We start from the raw sequence: 15783 nt of genomic DNA, 5'->3' as shown, positions 1-15783 counted from the left end.
CTTTCAGGTTGGGATAATCCAGGTGCATGCTGAGGTTGTAGTCGGCGCTTCTGTGACGCCAGTCGATGGTGTAGATCCCCTCGGGAGTGCGCTGATCGCCCACCTCCTGCTTGTGCCCCACAGGTTCGCGACCCAGTGAGATGCGGTAGGCGCGTATGACTTCGCCCTGGCTGATAACCTCCAGTTTTCTTGCGTGCTTGTGTACCAGGACTTTGTCGATGACCGGCTCTGCTGCTGCGGATTGGCCTGAATGAAGCAGCAGTCCCAGCAAAGCAAGCAATAGATAAACGAATGAACGCATCAACCGACCTGACGTGATTGCCCGGGGCGGTAGACAATATCCCGCATGCGGATCGGGTAGTGGCTGTGCTGACGGTCGTGAAAATACTGCTTGAGCGTCTTGCCGACAGTGGGGAAGGCCAATTCGTCCCATGGAATTTCTGACTCGGTGAAGAGTCTGACTTCCAGGCTCTCTTCGCCTGCTGCAAATGCGCGATCAATCAGCTTGCCCCGAAAAAACATGTAAACCTGATTGATGTGCGGCAAATTGAACAGCATATAGAGCTCCTGCTCGCTGACGCGGGCCTGTGCTTCTTCCCAGGTTTCGCGCAGGGCTGCCTCTTCGGTAGTTTCGCCGTTCTCCATGTAGCCGGCTGGCAAGGTCCAGTAACCGACTCGAGGCTCGATGGCTCGGCGACACAGGAGAACCTGTTCTTCATGGATGACCAGGCACCCGGCGACTATGCGCGGATTCTGGTAGTGGATGGTCTCGCAGTGGTTGCAAACGAATCTGGACCGGTTGTCGCCGTCCGGGATGCGCTGGCTGACCTGCTGACCGCAATCGCTGCAGAACTTCATGATTCGCTATCTCGTAAGCCGATATGTTTTGTCCTATCTTGAGGCGCATTTGCCGGCTGGGCAACTGGTTCTACGTAAGTGATCATGACATCATTATTGAAAACACAAGAGGTGAATTGAATGCTGGACAAGATGCGCCTGCGGGTTGGCGAACATCGTCCGCGCGAGATTGAAGGTGCGGGATTGCCGGAGGCCGGCGTATTGATCCCGGTCACCTGCGTGCACGACCGGCCGGAGATTATCCTGACCGTTCGCTCCCAGCGCCTGTCGACCCACTCCGGCGAAGTCGCTTTCCCCGGCGGGCGACGTGATCCTGGTGATGTGGATCTGCAATACACTGCACTGCGCGAGACTCACGAGGAAATTGGCCTGTTGCCTGAGCTGGTGGAGGTGGTTGGTCCGCTCGGCTCCCTGGTGTCACGTTTTGGCATAAAGGTAACGCCCTATGTAGGCATTGTGCCTGATGTGTTTGATCTGGTGCCCAACGCAGGTGAGATCGAGACGGTATTCCGGGTGCCCGTGAGCTTCTTTCTGGAAGACCGCAGGGAGATGACCCACCGGATAGACTACGAAGGCCGTAGTTGGTACGTACCCAGCTATCGTTTTGATGGCCACAAGATCTGGGGCCTGACCGCGTTGATGCTGGCCGAGTTCGTCAATATCGCTTTTGATGCCGACATAGAATTGAACACCCCCTACGATGAAGATCGCAAGCAGGAGAGAAGATGAAATACAGCCTGGGTAACGACCGAGTAGAAATGGCAGATGATGCCTGGATCGCCGATTCTGCTGCAGTAGTGGGTAAGGTGCGGCTGGAGGCCGGTGCCAACGTGTGGTTTGGCGCGGTGCTGCGCGGCGACAACGAGCTGATTCTCATCGGCGAGCATAGCAATGTGCAGGATGGTGCGGTGATGCATACGGATATGGGTTATCCGCTGACTTTGGGCAAGGGCGTGACTGTGGGCCATAACGCCATGCTGCATGGCTGTACTGTGGGCGACTATAGTCTGGTGGGGATCGGCGCCGTGGTGCTCAACGGCGCGAAGATCGGTAAGCACTGCATCATCGGCGCCAATACGTTGATTGGCGAGGGCAAGGAGATTCCCGATGGATCTCTGGTGGTAGGTTCTCCGGGCAAGGTGGTGCGCGAGCTGAACGAACAGCAGAAGAAGATGCTTGAGGCCAGTGCCGCCCACTATGTGCACAACGCCCAGCGCTACCAGCGCGATCTCAAGCCCCAGGACGACTGAAGGTGTCCGGCGTGGTTGCATCCCCGTGTATAGGGGTATGTGCGCTGGACGAGCGTGATATATGCACCGGCTGCCAGCGTAGCGCAGTGGAGATCACGCAATGGTTTCGCATGAACGAGGAGCAGCGCCGCGAGGTGCTTGCCCGCTGTGAAGAGCGGGCTCGCGCGCAGGGGCTGTGGTTTTCGATCAATAAGGACAAGGGATTTCAGGCATGAGTCAGCCAGCATGAGTAAAATAGGAACGCCGGGTACCCAGGGCGCAGTGCGCGTTCTGTTATTGGGAGCTGGAGAGCTGGGCAAGGAGCTGGTGATCGAGCTGCAGCGACTTGGCTGCGAGACCATTGCGGTGGATCGTTACGACCAGGCTCCGGCCATGCAGGTTGCCCATCGCAGCCATGTGATCAGCATGCTCGATGGTGCAGCGTTGAGGGCGGTGATCGAGCAGGAAAAACCGCATTATATCGTGCCCGAAATCGAGGCAATTGCTACCCAGACCCTACGCGATATGGAAACCGAAGGTTATACGGTGATTCCAACCGCCCGCGCAGCCTGGTTGACCATGGATCGTGAGGGTATACGCCGATTGGCGGCCGAGGAGCTCGGTTTGCCAACCTCTGCCTACCGTTTCGCCGGTACCCTTGATGAATACCGTGCTGCCATCGAGGCGGTCGGTCTCCCCTGTGTCGTCAAGCCGGTCATGAGTTCGTCGGGCAAGGGGCAGTCCCTGGTCAGGGATCAGGAGCAGGTTCAAGCAGCCTGGGACTATGCCCAGTCAGGCGGGCGTGCCGGTGGCGGACGGGTCATCGTCGAGGGTCTGGTTGAGTTTGATTATGAGATCACCCTGCTTACTGTCAGACATATCGATGGAACCGTATTCTGCGATCCCATCGGTCATCGACAGGCCGGCGGTGACTATCAGGAGTCCTGGCAGCCACAGGCAATGAGCGAAGCAGCTCTGCTTGAATCCAAACGCATTGCCGGCTCTGTGACCGACGCGCTTGGTGGTCGTGGGGTGTTTGGTGTCGAGCTTTTCATTCGCGGTGATCAGGTATGGTTCAGCGAGGTTTCACCTAGGCCCCACGATACCGGGATGGTGACGATGATTTCCCAGGACCTGTCGCAGTTTGCCTTGCACGCACGGGCGATTCTGGGATTACCTGTGCCCTCGGTACGGCAATTGGGTGCCTCTGCCTCAGCGGTGCTGATCGTTGAAGGGGAGTCCCAGTCGGTCAGTTTTTCCAACCTGCATGACGCCTTGGTGCAACCGGATACGCAGTTACGTCTTTTCGGCAAGCCTGAGGTCAGCGGTCAGCGCCGCATGGGCGTAGCGCTTGCTCGCGCCGACGACATAGCTCTTGCGCGGGAAAAGGCCATGGCAGTGATCGGGGCCATCAAGGTTCAGCTCTGAGGGCGGCGCAGCCGCGCCCGCGTCAATGTTCGGGCTCTGGCTCTGCTTCCGTGCCGGGTAAAGGGCCCTGTTGATCCAGGCCGCGGTCCCACACCCGAACACTCTTGACCATGTTGTCCTTGGTTTGCAGTATTTCCATGCGGTACGGTCCGACGGCCAGGCAAACGCTGGTTTCCGGAATGCTTTCCAGTTGCTCGGTGATCAGGCCATTCAGCGTCTTGGGCCCATCGGCGGGCAATTTCCATTTCAGCTGACGGTTAATCGCCCTAATAGCTGTGCCGCCTTCGATGACAAAGCGGCCGTCATCCTGAGGGTGAATATCCTGGCTGGGCAGGAGCATGTCGCTGGTGAATTCACCAACAATTTCTTCCAGTATGTCCTCGAGCGTAACAAGGCCAATCACATCGCCATATTCGTCCACCACAATCGCAATGCGTCGCTTCTGCTTCTGGAAATTGAACAGTTGGGTATGTAGCGGTGTGCTTTCCGGGACGAAGTAGGGCTCCTTGCAAGCGTTGATCAGGGAATCCTTGGTCAGGTCGCCGCGGCTTAACAGACGTGCTATGGAGCGCATATGAACTATGCCGGTCACATTGTTTATGTCGCCCTGAAATACCGGCAGGCGGGTGTGATGGCAAGTGCGCAACTGACTGTTGATACTCGGCAGGCTGTCTTCCAGGTCGATGCCAATGGCTTCGTTGCGCGGGATCATGATGTCATTGACGGTCATTTTTTCCAGATCAAGGATGCCAAGTAGCATATTCTGACGACTACGAGTAATGCCCAGTCCTGCCTCGCGCACCACGGTACGGAGCTCTTCCACGCTCAGTTGGTCATTGTTCGACGCGAGGTTGATACCCATCAGGCGCAGCAACACGTTGCTTATGCTGCTGCACACCCAGACGATCGGATACAGGATTTTCTGTAGAACCTGCAGGACGATGCTTACTGGAAAGGCAATCAGTTCCGGGCGAACGGCTGCCAGTGTCTTGGGCGTGATTTCCCCGAAAATCAGAATGATAATGGTCAGGCCGATGGTCGCGATGGCTATGCCGGCTTCGCCGAAAAACTCCACCGCAACTACTGTTGCGATAGAGGCGGCAAGAATGTTGACGATGTTGTTGCCGACCAGGATGGTGCCGAGCAGGCGGTCGGGGCGCTCCAGTAGCCGTGATGCCCGTCTGGCGCCTCTGTGGCCTTCCTTGGTCATGTGTTTGAGACGATAGCGGTTGAGGCTCATCATGCTGGTTTCGGAGCTCGAGAAAAACGCCGAAAGCATGATCAGCACAACGAGGCTTATCAGCAGGAAGGTCGTATGCGAGTCGTTCAAGAGGGAACCTCAAGGACAATAGAAGATGGGAGCATGATCAGGCGAGGAAGAACTCGCTAACCAGCTTGCTACCAAAATAGGCCAGGGCCAGCAACAGGAAGCCCGCGAGAGTCCAGCGAATTGCATTGCTGCCGCGCCAGCCACGGAAGTGCCGACCCCAGAGCAGAACGCCAAATATTACCCAGGCAAGGCATGAGAGCAGGGTTTTGTGAGCCACGTCCTGAGCAAACATATTGTCGAGGAAGACAAAGCCGGTAATCAAAGCCAGTGTGAGCAGCAGCTCGCCACAAAACAGGAACTGGAACAGCAGGCGCTCCATGGTCTGTAGCGGCGGAAAAGTGCGGATGAAGCGAGTGGGGTGCTTGTGCTTGAGCTGATAGTTCTGGATGCCCAGCAGGCCCGCTTGAAAGGCGGCAATGGTCAGAATGCCGTAAGCCAGAATGGACAGCAGTATATGGGCGACCAGCATGCCATCACCTGCCACCAGTCGCGTGCCATGGCCAGGAAATAACCAGGCCAGCAATACGGTGACTACAGCGAGCGGGAAAAGGGCCAGCAGCAGGCTCAATACCGGGGCGCGAAAACTGAATGCCAGGGTGATGGCAATGATGAGCCAGGCTACCAGCGAGCCCGCATTGAAGAAGCCCAGCGCGAGTCCGGTATCGGTAATCAGTTGCAGATAGAGGCTGCCAGCATGCGCAGTAAGTGCCACCAGGCCGATGGCCCGCAGCAGGGATGTGTTAACGGCCAGGCGTTTGGCCAGGCAGCGGATCTGGTAGATGCTGCCGCCCAGATACAGGAACACGGCAAACAGGCTGGAAATGAGGGCTGTCATACATCCTTGCAATGGAAATCATTGGAATCGAAGTGTCGCATAAGCCGCGCCGCTGTTAAAGCGCTCCCTGTCATCCACAATCGCCGCAGGGTATACTGCGGCGCTTGATCGCTTCGCCCGTCTGTCCGGTTTACGGGAAGCATAGGAGATTCAGCATGTTCGACAATCTTACCGAACGCCTTTCCCATAGTCTGCGTGGTGTGACTGGGCGGGCCAAGCTCACCGAAGAGAATATCAAGGACACCCTGCGTGAAGTGCGCATGGCGTTGCTTGAGGCAGATGTTGCGCTGCCGGTGGTCAAGGCATTCGTTGATCAGGTGCGCGAGCGCGCCGTTGGTCAGGAAGTGTCCCGCAGCCTTTCGCCAGGGCAGGTGTTCGTCAAGATCATCAAGGCCGAGCTCGAAGCTGTCATGGGTGAGGCCGAGGGTCTCAACCTGGCCGTCACGCCGCCTGCAGTGATCCTGATGGCGGGTCTGCAGGGTGCGGGTAAAACGACCTCTGTCGCCAAGCTGGGTAAGACCCTGCGCGAGCGGCAGAAGAAAAAGGTCATGGTGGTCAGTGCCGACGTCTATCGTCCGGCTGCTATCAAGCAGCTGGAAACCCTGGCGGCAGAAGTCGGGGTGAATTTCTTCCCCTCCGACGCTGGCCAGAAGCCTGTCGATATCGTCCAGGCAGCTATGCGCGAGGCGCGCAACCGCTTCATGGACGTGCTGATCATCGACACCGCCGGCCGTCTGGCCATCGACGCCGATATGATGGACGAGATTCGTGCTGTGCACGCAGCGGCCAAGCCAGCTGAAACGCTGTTTGTGGTCGATGCGATGACCGGCCAGGACGCAGCCCTGACTGCCCAGGCGTTCAACGAAGCGCTGCCTTTGACCGGCGTGATCCTGACCAAGGTCGATGGCGACTCGCGTGGCGGTGCGGCGCTGTCGGTGCGGCACATTACCGGCAAGCCGATCAAGTTTCTGGGTGTGGGTGAGAAGACCGACGCGCTGGAGGCTTTCCACCCTGACCGGATTGCTTCGCGCATCCTTGGCATGGGCGACGTGCTCAGTCTGATCGAGCAGGCTGAACAGAAGCTCGACAAGGATAAGGCCGAGAAGCTCGCCAAGAAGCTGAAGAAGGGCAAAGGCTTTGATCTCGAGGACTTTCGCGACCAGCTGCAGCAGATGCGCGGTATGGGTGGCCTGGGATCGATGATGGAAAAGCTGCCGATGATGGGCAAGATCAATCCGTCGCAGATGGAAACCGCGCAGACCGAAGCGGAAAAGCAGTTCAGTCGCATGGAGGCGATCATCAACTCGATGACTCCAGGCGAGCGGCGCAATCCCGACATTATCAGCGGCTCGCGCAAGCGCCGCATTGCCGCCGGCTCAGGCACCCAGATCCAGGATATCGGGCGGGTTATCAAGCAGCACAAGCAGATGCAAAAGATGATGAAAAAGGTCAGCGGCAAGGGTGGCATGGCCAAAATGATGCGCGGAATGGGTGGTATGGGCGGCGGCGGTGGCATGATGCCCCCTGGCGGCGGGATGCCTAAGTTCTGACCGGATTGCTGGTCCTCCAGCTACAATGCAGAAAACAGTTTTCAATGGCTGCGATATTCCGTAGAATACGCGACCTTTCGGGCACAACAGACCTGCAATGCAGATAGTGGTCCGTAATTGATTCAATGAGCGTTACTCAAATACAGGAAACAATGTCCACATGGTAACCATTCGTCTAGCTCGTGGTGGCTCCAAGAAGCGCCCCTTCTATCACCTGACTGTCGCAAACAGCCGCAACGCCCGTGATGGTCGTTTCGTTGAGCGCGTTGGCTTTTTCAACCCCGTTGCCAACGGTGCTGAAATTCGCCTGTCCGTTAATCAGGAGCGGGTAAGCTACTGGTTGAGTCAGGGCGCGCAGCCGTCCGAGCGCGTTGCTTCCCTGCTGAAGGAAAATCAGGCTTCCGCCTGATATGAGCAACCTGCCGGAGTCGTCCGGATCGCCCCTGGTGGTCCTTGGCGAAATTGTCTCGGTGCACGGCATTCGCGGTTCGGTCAAGGTCAAGTCTGACACTGATCCGCTGGATAACGCACTGGACTACCCCGAGTGGATACTCCGCAAGGGTGATCAGACACACACCATCAAAGTGCTTGATGGTCGGGTGCAGGGTCGGGTGTTGGTAGTCGATCTCGAAGGGGTAACCGACCGGGATCAGGCGCTGGCACTGGTGGGTAACGAGATTTGTGTGGCTGAACAAGCGCTACCAGATCTCGAAGCGGGTGAGTACTACTGGCATCAGCTGGAAGGTTTGCAGGTGATAACGGTGCAGGGGCAACTCCTGGGCCTGATTGATCATTTGCTCGAGACCGGCTCCAACGATGTGATCGTGGTCAAGCCCTGTGAAGGCAGCCTGGATCAGCGCGAACGTTTGCTGCCCTATCTGCCGGATCTGTATGTTAAGGCCATCGATTTGCAGGCAGGCGTAATGCAGGTTGATTGGGATCCGGAGTTCTGACCGGTGTGGGCCGGTGTAGTAACGCTGTTTCCGGAGATGTTTGCGGCGCTGACCGAGTACGGGGTAACCGGACGAGCAGTTAAGCGTGGTCAGCTTGAAGTTGCCTTCAGCAACCCCCGTGAGCACGCCCACGATAAGCATCGCACGGTAGATGACCGACCCTTTGGCGGTGGTCCCGGGATGTTGATGAAAGTCGAGCCGTTGCTGGAAGCGATCGAGTCGATCACAGCGCAGGCTCCTTCGAAGCCCAGGGTGATCTATCTGTCACCCCAGGGCCAGCCACTGACTCAGAAACGGGTGCAGGAGCTGGCGGTGTTGGACAGCCTGGTGCTGTTATGCGGACGCTATGAAGGTATCGACGAACGTATCATCGAGATGTGCGTAGATGAGGAAATTTCCCTCGGCGATTACGTGTTGTCGGGGGGCGAGCTGGGAGCCATGGTGCTGCTGGACTCGGTGACCAGACTGATTCCCGGTGTGCTCGGGCATGCGGATTCGGCGGTTGAGGATTCATTTTCGGAAGGGTGGCTGGATTGTCCGCACTACACCCGGCCGGAAGAGATTGCAGAGCGGCGCGTACCGGAGGTGCTGCTCAGTGGTAACCATGAATTGATCCGGCGCTGGCGTCTCAAGCAGTCCCTGGGCAGAACCTGGCAACGTCGGCCAGAGTTGCTCGAGGATCTAACGCTGAGCAAAGAACAGCAGCAGCTGTTGGCGGAATTTATCCGCGAACGGGAAACCGATAACCATTGATTCAAGTCCGACGGCTTGTGCAGGAGTATTAAATGTCCAACATTATTGCCCAGATCGAAGCTGAGCAGATGAGCAAGAAGTTGCCCGAGTTCGCTCCGGGTGACACTGTAATCGTTCAGGTTAAAGTGAAGGAAGGCGAGCGTGAGCGTCTGCAGGCCTTTGAAGGCGTGGTTATCGGTAAGCGTAACCGGGGTCTGAACTCCGCGTTCACCGTGCGCAAGATCTCCAGCGGTGTAGGCGTCGAGCGTACCTTCCAGAGCTACTCTCCGCTGATCGACAGCCTGACCGTCAAGCGTCGTGGTGATGTACGTAAAGCCAAGCTTTACTATCTGCGCGCCCTGTCCGGTCGTGCCGCTCGTATCAAGGAAAAGCTGGGCTGATCAGCCTGCTTTTCCGGTACGAAAAAAAAGCAGCCTGCGGGCTGCTTTTTTATTGTCTGGCGTATGATGACTGTGAATTTACAGCGTTCGAGATATTTTTATGGCCAAGCCCGGCGCAGCGCCCATGCAGCATCCTATGCCCCGCGCAGTGATCAGCGACACCGAGCAGCGCATAATTGCCGGCTATATCGATAATCTTTGGCTGGAGCGCGGCCTGGCAAGGCCCACGCTGGAAGCCTACCGCACCGACCTGGAGCATCTGGCCGGTTGGCTGGCTGGGCGTAAGCTGGTATTGCTCGGGGCAAGCCGCGCCGATCTTATGGAGCATCTGGGCTGGCGCATTGGCAAGGGTTATCAGGCCCGCTCAACGGCAAGACTGCTGTCATGCCTGCGTGGATTTTACCGCCATGCCCTGCGTCAGAATCTGATTGTGGAAGACCCGACGCTGGATATCGCCTTGCCGAAGATGGGGCGACCCTTGCCCAAGGCGCTCAGCGAGGCGGACGTCGAGGCGCTGCTTGATGCGCCGGACGTTGAAGACAGCCTGGGGCTGCGTGATCGCTGCATGCTTGAAGTGCTCTATGCCTGCGGGCTGCGCGTGAGCGAGCTGACGGGCTTGCGCCTGGATCAGTTGAATCAGCGCCAGGGCGTGATCCGGGTGACCGGCAAAGGCAGCAAGGAACGTCTGGTGCCCCTTGGGGAAGAGGCCCTGAGCTGGATCGGGCGTTACCTGCGTGAGGGCAGGGGTGCATTGCTTGGAGGTCAGGCGGGAGATGTGCTTTTCCCCAGCCGCCGCGGTACTGAAATGACGCGTCAGACCTTTTGGCACAGAATCAAGCTGCACGCCAGTCAGGCGGGTATTCGCGCTAACCTGTCCCCGCACACCCTGCGCCATGCGTTTGCCACTCACTTGCTCAATCATGGTGCCGATTTGCGGGTGGTACAGATGTTGCTGGGGCACAGTGACCTGTCTACCACGCAGATCTATACACATGTAGCGCGTCAGCGTCTGCGCGATCTGCACGCCAGCCATCATCCCCGTGGGTGAGGCGGGTGTTTCATGCTAAGCTTGACCGCCTTGAAGAGGACCTCTGATGCGATTCAAATACTACATGACCTTGTTGCTCGCTCTTGGCGCCCCGGCCGTAATGGCGGCCCCCGCTGATGACATTCGTGCCAGTCTGGATAAGCTCAATCTACCGATGCAGGTGCAGACCATCAGTGAGTCCCCCATGGAGGGTCTTTATCAGGTGCAAATGGACAGTGGTCGCATCATATATGCTAGTGCTGACGGGAAATTTCTGGTCCAGGGGGCATTGTTTGATGTCACCGATGGCGGGTTGAGCAACCTGACAGCCGCGGCCGAAGCCAAGACCATCGGTGAGTCACTGAACAAGCTGCCGCGTGAGGAGATGGTCATATTTGCGCCCGAGAAGCCTGAGACCCATGTCACCATTTTTACCGATGTGGATTGTGGTTACTGCCGCCTGCTGCACAGCGAAGTAGACGAGCTCAACGCACTTGGGATAGAAGTGCGTTATCTGGCTTTCCCGCGAAGTGGGGCGTCAGGCGAGAGCGCCGCGACCATGGAATCAATATGGTGCGCGAAGGATCCGCAAGAGGCAATGACCCAAGCCAAGCTGGGCAATACCATCGAGCAAGCCAGCTGCGCCAATCCTGTGGCCAACCAGTATCAGTTGGGTGTGCAGCTGGGAGTTCAAGGTACGCCTGCCATTTTTCTGGCCAACGGAACTCTGGTACCGGGCTACAAGCCTGCGAAAACACTGGCTCAGGAAGCGCTGGCCAACCAGTAACGGCTTGGACACTAAACGAATGCCCAAGGGCGCGTAGCCCGGGCGATCTTGAATAATTTGATCAAATGGAGAACATGGTTTGAAACCGGTGAAAGTAGGAATATGTGGTTTGGGCACCGTCGGCGGTGGCACCTTCAACGTTCTGCAGCGCAATGCGGTCGAGATTTCCCGGCGCGCCGGACGCGGCATTGAGGTTGCCCAGATTGCCGCGCGGCATCTGAATCCTGCCTGCGATACCGGCGACACGCCGATCACGGATGACGTTTTCGACGTGGTCAATAATCCCGAGATTGAAGTAGTCATCGAGTTGATCGGTGGCTATACCGTGGCCTTTGACGTAGTAATGCAGGCTATTGCCAATGGCAAGCACGTAGTGACGGCCAACAAGGCATTGATCGCGGTTCACGGCAACGAGATTTTCGAGGCGGCGAGCAAGCAGGGTGTTGTGGTGGCGTTCGAGGCTTCTGTCGCTGGCGGTATACCGATCATCAAGGCGTTGCGCGAGGGCCTGGCAGCCAATCAGATCGACTGGGTGGCCGGTATCATCAATGGCACCGGCAATTTCATTCTGACCGAAATGCGCGACAAGGGCCGCACCTTTGACGACGTGCTGGCCGAGGCGCAAATGCTCGGTTACGCCGAGGCCGATCCGACGTTCGACGTCGAAGGGATTGATGCGGCGCACAAGCTGACCATCCTGGCATCCATTGCTTTCGGCATTCCGCTGCAATTCGACAAGGCCTACACCGAAGGCATCAGCAAGCTCACTACAGCCGATGTGCGCTACGCCGAGGCTTTTGGCTACCGTATCAAGCACCTGGGTATCGCCCGACGGACCGCTGACGGCGTTGAGCTGCGTGTGCACCCGACACTGATCCCGGCCGACCGGCTGATTGCCAATGTGAACGGTGTGATGAACGCCATCATGGTCAATGGTGACGCAGTGGGCTCTACGCTGTATTACGGCGCTGGCGCTGGCGCTGAGCCCACCGCATCCTCGGTGGTTGCCGATGTGATCGATGTGGTCCGTGCTCTGACCACCGATCCGAACAACCGCGTGCCGCACCTGGCCTTCCGCGCCGAGTCGCTTTCTGATCTGGCAGTGTTGCCTGCTTCGGCTATCGAGACCGCCTATTACCTGCGGATTCAGGCCAAGGATCGTCCCGGTGTGTTGGCCAAGGTGGCGACCATTCTTTCCGAGCGTGAGATCAATATCGAATCGATTCTGCAGAAGGAAGTCGAGGAGCAGGCTGGTCTGGTACCGATCATCATCATGACGCATCGCGTTCGCGAGCAGAAGATGAATGATGCTATTGAGGCGCTCGAGGCGCTCGACGAAGTGGTCTCGCCGCTGATGCGGATCCGGGTAGAACAACTGAATTAATCGCGGCAAGCTACAAGCTGCAAGCGACAAGTGGTCCGGTGTTGGTCCGGCTGCTTGGCGCTTGAAGCTTGTGACTTGAAGCTCAAACCGAAGGTTTGCAACGATGCGCTACATAAGTACTCGGGGCCAGGCTCCGGCTCTGAATTTTGAAGATGTTTTACTGACCGGTCTGGCGACAGACGGTGGATTGTATGTGCCTGAGAACCTGCCGCACTTCACCCAGGAAGAGATTGCTTCCTGGGCGGGGCTGCCTTATCACGAGCTCGCCTTCAATGTAATGCGCCCCTTCGTGGCAGGCAGCATCAGCGATGCCGACTTCAAGCGGATCCTCAAGGAAACCTACGGCGTCTTCGCCCACGAGGCTATTGCTCCTCTGCGCCAACTGGGTGCGAACGAGTGGGTTCTGGAGCTTTTCCATGGACCGACTCTGGCGTTTAAGGATTTTGCCCTGCAGCTGCTTGGTCGCTTGCTCGATCACTTCCTGCTCAAGCGTGGCGAGCGGGTGGTCATCATGGGCGCGACCTCCGGTGACACAGGTTCGGCCGCGATTGAAGGCTGCAAGCATTGCGAGAATGTGGATATCTTCATTCTGCATCCGCATAACCGCGTCTCGGAAGTGCAACGCCGGCAGATGACGACCATCAAGGGCGACAACATCCACAACATTGCCGTGGAAGGCAATTTTGATGACTGCCAGGAAATGGTCAAGAACAGCTTCGCTGATCAAGGTTTCCTCAAGGGGACGCGGTTGGTTGCGGTGAACTCGATCAACTGGGCGCGCATCATGGCGCAGATCGTCTATTATTTTCATGCGTCCCTACAGCTGGGTGGCCCCGCTCGCTCCATGGCGTTCTCGGTGCCCACCGGTAACTTTGGCGACATATTTGCAGGCTATCTGGCCCGCAATATGGGACTGCCGATCAGCCAGCTGATTGTTGCCACCAATCGTAACGACATTCTGCACCGTTTCATGAGCGGCAACCGCTATGCCAAGGATACTCTGCACCCTTCCTTATCGCCGTCGATGGATATCATGGTGTCCTCCAACTTCGAGCGTTTGCTGTTCGACATGCATGGACGTAACGGTCCAGCGGTTGCCGAACTGATGTCGGAGTTCCGCAAGACTGGCTTGCTCAGTGTTGAAGACGAACGCTGGACTGAAACACGCAGACTCTTTGATTCGCTCGCAGTAGACGATGACGCCACTTGCAGCACGATCACCGACGTCTATCGCGCCACAGGCGAGTTGCTGGATCCGCATACGGCTATTGGGGTGCGTGCGGCGCGGGAATGCCGCAGATCAATGTCGCTGCCGATGATCACTCTGGGTACGGCCCATCCGGTCAAGTTTCCCGAAGCGGTGATCAAGGCTGAGGTGGATGTGGAGCCAGTCCTGCCAGCACATCTCAAGGATCTGTTCGAGCGTGATGAGCGCTTTACTGTACTGGCCAACGAGTTGCACGAGGTCCAGTCCTTTGTGGCCCAACACGGTAATCGCGGCAAACCCCTCTGATAACTGTGCGTTGTCGAAATGACTTTCGGCAACGCACCTGGGGTGCCTGTCGAACCTTAAAGCTCAATAAGCATCAAAGCAGTAATCAGGAGTTGCGCTGTCTGCTCCATCTGCTGAATAGAGGATGTTATGGTTCAGGAATTGCGGAACCTTGAGCAGTTATTCAATCACATAGCGACCCTGGCAAGCGAGAACGGCGAGGTATCTCTCGGTATTGTGGTTGAGTCTATTGGCCACCGCTCATTTGGCCCTTTGCTTTTGATTATCGGACTGACCTTGTCATCCCCCCTGAGTGGCATCCCCGGGATGACCTCGATCAGTGCGGCATTCATCTTCCTGATTGCAGCACAGCTACTCATGGGGCGGCGATTCTTCTGGATGCCCCATTGGTTGCTGGATCGTTCGTTGGACAGGAAGCAGATCATGACAGGGTTACGCTGGATCACTCCGCCGGCCCGAGTGGTCGACCGGTTGACGCGTCCCCGCCTGTTTTTTCTTGTCAGCCGCTCGGGTGCTTATGTTACGGCCGCGTTATGCGTATGTATCGCAATGATCATGCCCGTGTTTGAGCTGGTTCCCTTCAGTGCCTCTGCCGTGGGCGTTGCCCTCGCTGCTCTAGGCCTGGCGCTGGTGGCGCAGGACGGTCTGCTGGCTTTGATCGCCTTCTGTGTCATCGGGGCAACTTTTGGCCTGGCTGTTGTCAATATCCTCTGATCCGTCATAAAGGTGGACCAACAGGGAGATCGTCAACCGAATGCTCTGGATTCTGCTACTACACATCATAGGCGTGCTGTTCTGGGCTGCCGCGCTGTTATATCTCCCGGCCCTCATCGCCGGAGAGGTCATGCATGATGAAAAGCTGAAAGAGCCACCGGTCACTTACGATTCTATCGCCAGAGCCGTTTTTACCTTCGTGGCAACACCCGCAGCCCTGGTAGCGATTATCGCGGGAACCCTGGTTTTCGTGCTTAATCACACCATCGTTCCCTGGCTTATATTCAAGCTGACGCTGGTGTCATTCTTGGTGATATGCCACGCCCTTGCGGGGTTGCTGATCCTGCGGGCAGAGTCACGCAATGGCAAGCCGGTTGTCCCCTGGTGCATGTTACTCGCGGTAGTCAGTGGTTCGCTGATGTTCACAATTGTCTGGCTGGTGCTTAGCAAGCCCCAAATCGAGGCCTGGCTATGACTGCTAAATTCCCCATGGCTCCAGGATTCTCACAGGTTCTCGCGCCGCTCGGCCATTTTTTCCGGCGAGACCCCAACCGCGTGATCGTATACGAGAATGCCGCCAAGCAGGCTGGTAAGGGATATCAACAAGCCAGTCAGCAGGCTGGTATAGAGTCCCCAGGGCATGATTGCCAGATCCGGTTCCCCTACACGCAACAACCAGTTGAGTGTAGCCAGAGACAGCATCATCACCGCCAGAATCGCGTGGCACCAAGCCGTTATCAAGCTGCGTATTTGTGCCACGATAGTCAGATCGAGCATGCCGATGAAGCCCGATACCCAGCCTCCCAGAGCTCCGATACCTGCCAGCCAGAGGCTCAGGCGAGCCCAGAAAAAGTCCCCCGTGACCAGGTAGGCAATATCGGCTCCGATCAGTCCGAGCAGAGCTGCCACCGGAAAGTGAATCAACATCGGATGGATAGGATGCCCATGAATCGACATCTTGCTGCGAATTTTCTCTTCAGCCATGAAACTCTCCGACTGTGTTCAGCTGTATTACAACCTGGAAGAGTGTGCTCCGTCGGTT

Annotated in this window: 20 protein-coding genes; 15 read left to right on the top strand and 5 right to left on the bottom strand. The window is 57.3% G+C overall.

All coding sequences use genetic code 11. The features are described from left to right. Together FZF01_RS19565 and FZF01_RS09140 are read right to left on the bottom strand one after the other, a co-directional pair. Window positions 1-301, bottom strand: a 301-nt coding sequence (locus tag FZF01_RS19565) for a L,D-transpeptidase family protein (protein WP_223825451.1), incomplete at its 3' end; no start/stop codon positions are given. Further along, window positions 301-858, bottom strand: a complete 558-nt coding sequence (locus tag FZF01_RS09140) for an NUDIX hydrolase (RefSeq protein WP_150277839.1) — start codon at window positions 856-858, stop codon at window positions 301-303. The genes FZF01_RS09140 and FZF01_RS19565, both read right to left, overlap by 1 nt. 120 nt (window positions 859-978) lie before the next feature. On the opposite strand from FZF01_RS09140, the gene FZF01_RS09135 reads away from it, so the two are divergent. The 4 genes from FZF01_RS09135 to purT are packed head-to-tail and all read left to right on the top strand — an operon-like array spanning window position 979 to window position 3515. Beyond that, complete coding sequence (locus FZF01_RS09135) at window positions 979-1587, top strand: NUDIX hydrolase (protein ID WP_150277838.1); 609 nt, start codon at window positions 979-981, stop codon at window positions 1585-1587. Continuing rightward, window positions 1584-2108 (top strand): gamma carbonic anhydrase family protein, encoded by a 525-nt coding sequence (locus tag FZF01_RS09130; RefSeq protein ID WP_150277837.1) that lies wholly within the window; start codon window positions 1584-1586, stop codon window positions 2106-2108. The genes FZF01_RS09135 and FZF01_RS09130 overlap by 4 nt, the downstream gene beginning before the upstream one ends. An 11-nt stretch (window positions 2109-2119) precedes the next feature. Continuing rightward, window positions 2120-2323, top strand: a complete 204-nt coding sequence (locus FZF01_RS09125; protein ID WP_223825450.1) for a DUF1289 domain-containing protein — start codon at window positions 2120-2122, stop codon at window positions 2321-2323. A gap of 10 nt (window positions 2324-2333) precedes the next feature. Continuing rightward, the gene (gene purT, locus FZF01_RS09120; RefSeq protein WP_150277835.1) at window positions 2334-3515 is read left to right on the top strand and encodes a formate-dependent phosphoribosylglycinamide formyltransferase; all 1182 of its coding nucleotides are present in this window, start codon (window positions 2334-2336) and stop codon (window positions 3513-3515) included. 22 nt (window positions 3516-3537) lie between these two features. On the opposite strand, the gene FZF01_RS09115 is transcribed toward purT, so the two are convergent. Both FZF01_RS09115 and FZF01_RS09110 read right to left on the bottom strand, forming a co-directional pair. Then, the gene (locus FZF01_RS09115; RefSeq protein ID WP_150277834.1) at window positions 3538-4845 is read right to left on the bottom strand and encodes an HlyC/CorC family transporter; all 1308 of its coding nucleotides are present in this window, start codon (window positions 4843-4845) and stop codon (window positions 3538-3540) included. A gap of 37 nt (window positions 4846-4882) precedes the next feature. Continuing rightward, on the bottom strand, window positions 4883-5680 hold the full coding sequence (locus FZF01_RS09110) for a cytochrome C assembly family protein (protein WP_150277833.1): 798 nt from the start codon (window positions 5678-5680) through the stop codon (window positions 4883-4885). A 155-nt stretch (window positions 5681-5835) separates the two neighbouring features. Between FZF01_RS09110 and ffh the strand changes: the two genes are divergently transcribed. The 11 genes from ffh (at window position 5836) to FZF01_RS09055 (ending at window position 15216) form a co-directional block, all read left to right on the top strand. Beyond that, complete coding sequence (ffh, locus tag FZF01_RS09105) at window positions 5836-7230, top strand: signal recognition particle protein (protein ID WP_150277832.1); 1395 nt, start codon at window positions 5836-5838, stop codon at window positions 7228-7230. A gap of 160 nt (window positions 7231-7390) precedes the next feature. Continuing rightward, the gene (rpsP, locus tag FZF01_RS09100) at window positions 7391-7639 is read left to right on the top strand and encodes a 30S ribosomal protein S16 (protein ID WP_150277831.1); all 249 of its coding nucleotides are present in this window, start codon (window positions 7391-7393) and stop codon (window positions 7637-7639) included. 1 nt (window position 7640) lies between these two features. Next, window positions 7641-8183: a ribosome maturation factor RimM gene (rimM, locus tag FZF01_RS09095; RefSeq protein ID WP_150277830.1), complete on the top strand. Its 543-nt coding sequence runs from the start codon at window positions 7641-7643 to the stop codon at window positions 8181-8183. A gap of 3 nt (window positions 8184-8186) precedes the next feature. Continuing rightward, on the top strand, window positions 8187-8936 hold the full coding sequence (gene trmD, locus FZF01_RS09090) for a tRNA (guanosine(37)-N1)-methyltransferase TrmD (RefSeq protein ID WP_150277829.1): 750 nt from the start codon (window positions 8187-8189) through the stop codon (window positions 8934-8936). A 32-nt stretch (window positions 8937-8968) separates the two neighbouring features. Further along, complete coding sequence (gene rplS / locus FZF01_RS09085) at window positions 8969-9316, top strand: 50S ribosomal protein L19 (protein ID WP_150277828.1); 348 nt, start codon at window positions 8969-8971, stop codon at window positions 9314-9316. Window positions 9317-9452: 136 nt separating this feature from the next. Next, on the top strand, window positions 9453-10364 hold the full coding sequence (xerD, locus tag FZF01_RS09080; protein WP_373286412.1) for a site-specific tyrosine recombinase XerD: 912 nt from the start codon (window positions 9453-9455) through the stop codon (window positions 10362-10364). 46 nt (window positions 10365-10410) lie between these two features. After that, on the top strand, window positions 10411-11130 hold the full coding sequence (gene dsbC / locus FZF01_RS09075) for a bifunctional protein-disulfide isomerase/oxidoreductase DsbC (protein ID WP_150277826.1): 720 nt from the start codon (window positions 10411-10413) through the stop codon (window positions 11128-11130). 79 nt (window positions 11131-11209) lie between these two features. After that, on the top strand, window positions 11210-12514 hold the full coding sequence (locus tag FZF01_RS09070; RefSeq protein WP_150277825.1) for a homoserine dehydrogenase: 1305 nt from the start codon (window positions 11210-11212) through the stop codon (window positions 12512-12514). Between the two features lie 103 nt (window positions 12515-12617). Beyond that, window positions 12618-14027, top strand: coding sequence for a threonine synthase (thrC, locus tag FZF01_RS09065; RefSeq protein ID WP_150277824.1), 1410 nt, complete (start codon window positions 12618-12620; stop codon window positions 14025-14027). Between the two features lie 129 nt (window positions 14028-14156). Next, entirely contained in the window at window positions 14157-14741 is a 585-nt protein-coding gene (locus FZF01_RS09060) for an exopolysaccharide biosynthesis protein (protein WP_150277823.1), read from the top strand. 40 nt (window positions 14742-14781) lie between these two features. Continuing rightward, a complete protein-coding gene (locus FZF01_RS09055) occupies window positions 14782-15216 on the top strand; it encodes a CopD family protein (protein ID WP_150277822.1) in 435 nt (144 codons plus the stop codon). A 29-nt stretch (window positions 15217-15245) separates the two neighbouring features. Here FZF01_RS09055 and FZF01_RS09050 read toward each other — a convergent pair whose 3' ends face one another. Beyond that, the gene (locus FZF01_RS09050; RefSeq protein WP_150277821.1) at window positions 15246-15725 is read right to left on the bottom strand and encodes a DUF2231 domain-containing protein; all 480 of its coding nucleotides are present in this window, start codon (window positions 15723-15725) and stop codon (window positions 15246-15248) included. Window positions 15726-15783: the final 58 nt, after the last annotated feature.

Source organism: Halopseudomonas salina (assembly GCF_008641105.1).
Note: the sequence above shows the minus strand (reverse complement) of the source record. Positions and strands in the feature narration are given on the sequence as shown.